Below are 5,020 nucleotides of genomic sequence, written 5' to 3'. Positions count from 1 at the left end.
TTTGATATCAAACCGGCGCTCAATAAATACGCGGGCAAGTCCATCGAGGAGACGCCGTATAAGGCCGTGCTCGATCCCAAGCGGGTCAATGCCAATATTGTCGGGGGCAACCCGAATCACGGCAACCGCAAAGTCATCATGCCGCTCCAGACGGGCTACAAGAAATACGGCCAGTGCGGGCTTGAAGTCGGCGACTGGTTCACGAATATTGGCACCTGCGCGGATGACCTCGCCATCGTGCGCTCACTCTGGACGCTGGACAACGACCACGGGGCGCAGCTGACGTTCCAGACGGGCCGTCATGTCCGCGAGGGGGCCCATCCGACGATTGGCTCCTGGGCCTGCTACGGCCTCGGCACCCTCAACGAGAACCTGCCCGAGTATGTCGTGCTGGGCACCCCGACCGGCGACTGCTGTGGCGGCGCGTGGACCCATGGAGCATCGTATCTGGGGCCACAGTACGCGGGCGTCAAGCTGAGCGCCGACCCCAAGAAGCCCCTGCCCTTCCTCAAGCCCGCCGATAACCTCACCGCCGATGAGCAAGCCGCAAACTTCTCGCTCATAGGCCGCCTCAACCGGCTCGCGGGCATTGACTACCCCGATGACAAAGACCTCCAGGCACGCATCAAAGCCTACGAGCTCGCCTTCCAGATGCAGACCTCCGTCCCCGAAACCCTCCAGCTCGAAAAAGAGTCGGCGGAGACGCGGGCGCTCTATGGGCTGGATCAGCCGCACACCAAAGCCTTCGGTGAGCAGTGCCTCGCGGCCCGGCGGCTAGTCGAGCGCGGCGTGCGCTTTGTCCAGCTCTTCCATGGCGGCGGCGGCGGCGGGGCCTGGGACGCCCACAGCGATGTCAAGGGAAACCACACCACGCTCGCCGCCCAAGTAGACAAGCCCATCGCTGGTTTGCTCAAGGACCTCAAGCGGCGCGGGCTGCTCGACGAAACCCTAGTGGTCTTTGGCACCGAGTTCGGGCGCACTCCCGGCGCGGAGGGCACAGGCCGCGACCATCATCCCCAGGGCTTCTGTGCCTGGCTGGCTGGCGGCGGCGTGAAAGGCGGGATCACCCACGGCGCCACCGACGAGCTCGGCTTCTACGCGGTCGAGAACCCCCACTACCTCACCGACATCCACGCCACCGTGCTTCACCAGCTCGGCCTGGACTCGCGCAAGCTCGAAGTGCCCGGCAGAAAGCGCCTCGAAATTGACCACGGCCAGCCCATCCGGGAGATTCTTGCGTAGATGGACGACATCTGGCTCCCGGATTTTCTGGACGCACAGCCGCTCGGCAGTGCTGCACTCTGGTCATGCCTTGCGGAACGGCTTCCATGGAGCACAGGTGCCGCGGAGTTTCAAGTGGAGTTCTCGGGGGCTTGGCAGCAAGAGCCTGCACAGGTTCTCAGACTGACATGGGACAATCAGGCGACTTATCCCCATGCGCGGGGTGTTCCAGAGCGAACGGTGACGGAACTTGGGGCTTGTGCTCTGGCGGTGCTCGTTTGTGCTCGGTATCTTGAAGCGAGTATCGAGCGACTTGCCACCGATGGAGATCGGTTTGACTACTGGGTGTGGTGGGGCGATCAATGGTTTGGCTTAGAAGTCAGTGGTACCCAGCTCGCAAGCAGAGCAGAGCTTCATCAGAGGCATCGTGAAAAGATTGAGCAACTTGCAAGCAACCCTTACGCGCTGGCTGGTTGCGTCGTTGTGGTGAGCTTTACGACGCGCACTATCCTTTTTTCGGCACACTTTCCCGAGGAGGAAGAGAACGTATGAAATTAAAACGACCAGAAGGCATGAAGGGGCTCGATGTCTCCGCACTGAGCGAGCAGCATCACCAAAAAGGCGACTACAAGAGTAGGCTTTTGATAGAAGCACGCCTTCGCTGGGAGGAGTTTCAGGACGACCAGGCGCTTGATATGTACGCAGAAGTTGCCTCTCTGGAAGAGGAGCTGATGCAAGAGTGCCGCGCTGCAGAAGTGGGGCCGAAGTACTTTATCCATGCCTTCAGCGCCGCCCACTGCTGGATCAAAGCCGCCGATTTCTACCGAGCACGCCATCTCTGCAACACGATCCTGGCACAGCCCGATATCACGCCACCACTCCGCGAAAAAGCCGAAACGCTTCTCCAAGGAGTGCGCGAAGGCCAGCAGGCATCGTGGGAAAAGCTCAACCCAAAACTGGCAGCATAATAAACATGCCAGCAAGAGACCCGGAAGAGGTCGCGGAAAATTTCATCAGTTACTTTGAACCCGATACGCCCGAGTCGGAAGCATACATCGATTTTTTAGAAAATATGCTCCGCTGGATGTACGGCTCTGGTGGCTGGATTAGGGACTTAGACTTACTACATCGCCGCTATGCCTATCGGCGGGATAAGCGCGGACAACAAGCAAATGACTTCATAGAGACCCTCTCAGACGATCATCAGAAGGTTCTGCGGGATATGCTCAATGAACGTCTTAACGTAGGTTACATGGAGAGCCTGTTTCTGATAAAAGGGCTTGAGATTCGCAATGGCAACGGAATTCAGCTTGATCTGGAAAACGGATTACGTGATGATGCATACCTTGAATGGATCTATTTCACTTCACCAGTCCAAATCCGAGCAGTGCAGAACGAATCTACTTCAGAAAAGCTATATCACAAGGATTGGGCTTATATCCAACGTCTTGAACCCGAGAACTGGAGGCGCTATATCGCTCCGATTATTGGGGCGGAAGCAAGCGAATCGTTTGTCACAGGGCGCGAGTGGAAGCCCAATAACGATGGCGTATTTGTGGGAGAGATGGAGGAATGGGAAAATATTGTTGGCTTCGTTTGCGTGAGCTTGGAGAAGTCTGAATTGGCCGATGCCGAAGTGACAGCGATTCATGTTCTACGGTTTTTCCAGGGGCGCAACATTGGTAAGCGGCTCTTGGCGGCGGCGGCAGGCGCGGCACAGGAAGCGGGTGCTCGCTCGCTGGTACTGTGGACACTGGCGGACAATGCCTACACGGTTGGATTTTGCCGCAAGCGTGGCGGCGAAGAAGTGGCAGAGCGAGAGGCGGCGTACGCACCGGGATTTCGGGAGATCGCGTTTCGCTGGACGGATTTAGAAGCGTTACGAAAACAAGGAGAAGTGGGATAGTGGCGTACTCGAAATTTACATTAGCGCAGGCACTGGAGACGTTCGGGCTCATCACCGACGACACGCAGGACTTGTTCCCTGCCGTCGAGCCCGTTGAGCCCAGCGAGCTGCTCCGTGCGACGCTGGCACAAAATACAGCGACGGCGCGGCGGATTGCGACGGAGAAAGCGCGCTCGGAGCTGATTGTTGCCCCGATCTTGATGGAGGTCTACCAGCGCAACCAGCCCGAGATCGGGTTCTTCTCCGGCGTGGACTTCACCGTGGACGATAAACAGGGGCTCTCGGGGGTCTGTGACTTTCTCTTCACGCGCTCACGGGAGCACTCGGTGATTGTCGCGCCCGTCTTTGCCGTGGTCGAGGCCAAGAAAGAAGACCTCAAGCCGGGGCTGGGGCAGTGCATCGCGGAGCTGGTGGCGGCGCGGCTCTTCAATGAGCGCAAAGGGACGACAGTTCCCGCGCTCTACGGCGTGGTGACAACCGGGACGAACTGGCAGTTTATTAAGCTCGTCGGGCAGACCGTGTATTTAGACCGCGAGGAGCGCTATCTCAACGGCGCACGCCAGATACTGGGAATTCTATTTCAGATCGTGAGGGGAAGCTAGTTTGATGCCAGAGCAGATTGCGGCGACGTTGATTCAGGCGCTGCCTTATATCCGGATCTTTGCCGGGAAGACGATTGTCATTAAATACGGCGGCAACGCCATGATTGATGAGGTACTGAAGAAAGCAGTCATGCGGGATTTAGTCTTGATGCGTCTGGTCGGGATCAACCCGATTCTCGTGCACGGCGGCGGGCCGGAGATCAATGAGGCGATGAAGAAGCTCGGGAAAGAGCCGGAGTTTGTAGCGGGGCGGCGCGTGACCGATGCGGAGACGATGGAGATCGTCGAGATGGTGCTGACAGGCAAGACCAACAAGAGCATTGTCGCGCACCTGAATAGTGAGGGCGTCCAGGCCGTCGGGCTGTCCGGGAAGGATGCCAACTTGCTCATCGCCACCAAGGACACCGACAACGGCGATATCGGGTTTGTGGGCAAGATCGCGCACGTCAACCCGGAGATTATCCACACGCTCACCAACGGCGGCTATATCCCCGTGATCTCGTCGGTGGCGGTGGGCGCGGACGGCCAGGCGTACAACGTGAATGCGGATACGGCGGCGGCGGCGCTGGCGGTGGCGCTCCATGCCGAGAAGCTGATCTTGATGACCGATGTCGAGGGGCTTTACAAGGACTTCTCCGACAAGAGCAGCCTGGTGAGCGAGATCACGGCCAGCGAGGCGCGGCAGTGGATCGAGGGCGGGATTGTGGACAAGGGCATGATCCCCAAGCTGGAGGCGTGTGCGAGTGCGGTGGAGGATGGCGTGCCGCGCGCCCATATCCTTGACGGTCGCCGTGCCCATGCGCTGCTCATCGAGCTCTTCACGGACAGCGGCATCGGAACCATGGTGCGGTAGTTGGAGATTAGAGAGGCCCGGCCCGATGAGGCCGCGCGGGTCTATGCCATCACACGCTCGGCGTTTCTGGAGTACGCTGCGGATGTCCCCCCGCCCTCGGCGCTCTTTGAGACGGAGGCGGAGGTGGTCAAGGAGCTGGCCGGAGGCAACCACCACGCGCTTCTCGCCGAGCGCGATGGCAAGGCGCTAGGCTGCGTGCGCTACGAGCTCGACCGACGCGGCCTGCACTTTTTTCGCCTCGCGGTCTTACCGTCGGCGCGGCGGCAGGGCGTGGCCAAAGCGCTGCTGACGCGGCTCGAAGACGTGGCGCAAGCGCACGAGAAGTCGCGGATTTGGTGTCACGTGCGGCCCAAAGTGAGCCGGAACGTCGCGCTGTACGAGAGCGTCGGCTTTGTCTTAAACGGTGAGGATGTGATGGTGCGCAACGGGTTTGTGATC

At 59.4% G+C, this 5,020-nt stretch carries 7 protein-coding genes; all 7 read left to right on the top strand.

From position 1 onward, the window contains the following. Nucleotides 1-1,242, top strand: a 1,242-nt coding sequence (locus ACH2EH_RS09350; protein ID WP_395141047.1) for a DUF1501 domain-containing protein, incomplete at its 5' end; no start/stop codon positions are given. Further along, the gene (locus ACH2EH_RS09345; RefSeq protein ID WP_395141045.1) at nt 1,243-1,773 is read left to right on the top strand and encodes a hypothetical protein; all 531 of its coding nucleotides are present in this window, start codon (nt 1,243-1,245) and stop codon (nt 1,771-1,773) included. It begins immediately after the preceding gene. Further along, nucleotides 1,770-2,189, top strand: a complete 420-nt coding sequence (locus ACH2EH_RS09340) for a hypothetical protein (RefSeq protein ID WP_395141044.1) — start codon at nt 1,770-1,772, stop codon at nt 2,187-2,189. The genes ACH2EH_RS09345 and ACH2EH_RS09340 overlap by 4 nt, the downstream gene beginning before the upstream one ends. A gap of 5 nt (nt 2,190-2,194) precedes the next feature. Beyond that, nucleotides 2,195-3,127, top strand: a complete 933-nt coding sequence (locus ACH2EH_RS09335; RefSeq protein ID WP_395141042.1) for a GNAT family N-acetyltransferase — start codon at nt 2,195-2,197, stop codon at nt 3,125-3,127. Next, the gene (locus ACH2EH_RS09330) at nt 3,127-3,729 is read left to right on the top strand and encodes a hypothetical protein (RefSeq protein WP_395141040.1); all 603 of its coding nucleotides are present in this window, start codon (nt 3,127-3,129) and stop codon (nt 3,727-3,729) included. The genes ACH2EH_RS09335 and ACH2EH_RS09330 overlap by 1 nt, the downstream gene beginning before the upstream one ends. Nucleotides 3,730-3,733: 4 nt before the next feature. Continuing rightward, the gene (gene argB, locus ACH2EH_RS09325; protein WP_395141038.1) at nt 3,734-4,582 is read left to right on the top strand and encodes an acetylglutamate kinase; all 849 of its coding nucleotides are present in this window, start codon (nt 3,734-3,736) and stop codon (nt 4,580-4,582) included. Then, on the top strand, nt 4,583-5,020 hold a 438-nt coding region (locus ACH2EH_RS09320), incomplete at its 3' end, for a GNAT family N-acetyltransferase (RefSeq protein ID WP_395141036.1).

The sequence above is a fragment of the Armatimonas sp. genome, from assembly GCF_043760365.1.
Lineage (GTDB): Bacteria > Armatimonadota > Armatimonadia > Armatimonadales > Armatimonadaceae > Armatimonas.
Note: the sequence above shows the minus strand (reverse complement) of the source record. Positions and strands in the feature narration are given on the sequence as shown.

Coding starts and splice junctions, on each gene's coding strand:
- ACH2EH_RS09340 (WP_395141044.1), top strand. CDS start 1,770: ATGAAATTAAAACGACCAGAAGGCATGAAGGGGCTCGATGTCTCCGCA.
- argB (WP_395141038.1), top strand. CDS start 3,734: ATGCCAGAGCAGATTGCGGCGACGTTGATTCAGGCGCTGCCTTATATC.
- ACH2EH_RS09335 (WP_395141042.1), top strand. CDS start 2,195: ATGCCAGCAAGAGACCCGGAAGAGGTCGCGGAAAATTTCATCAGTTAC.
- ACH2EH_RS09345 (WP_395141045.1), top strand. CDS start 1,243: ATGGACGACATCTGGCTCCCGGATTTTCTGGACGCACAGCCGCTCGGC.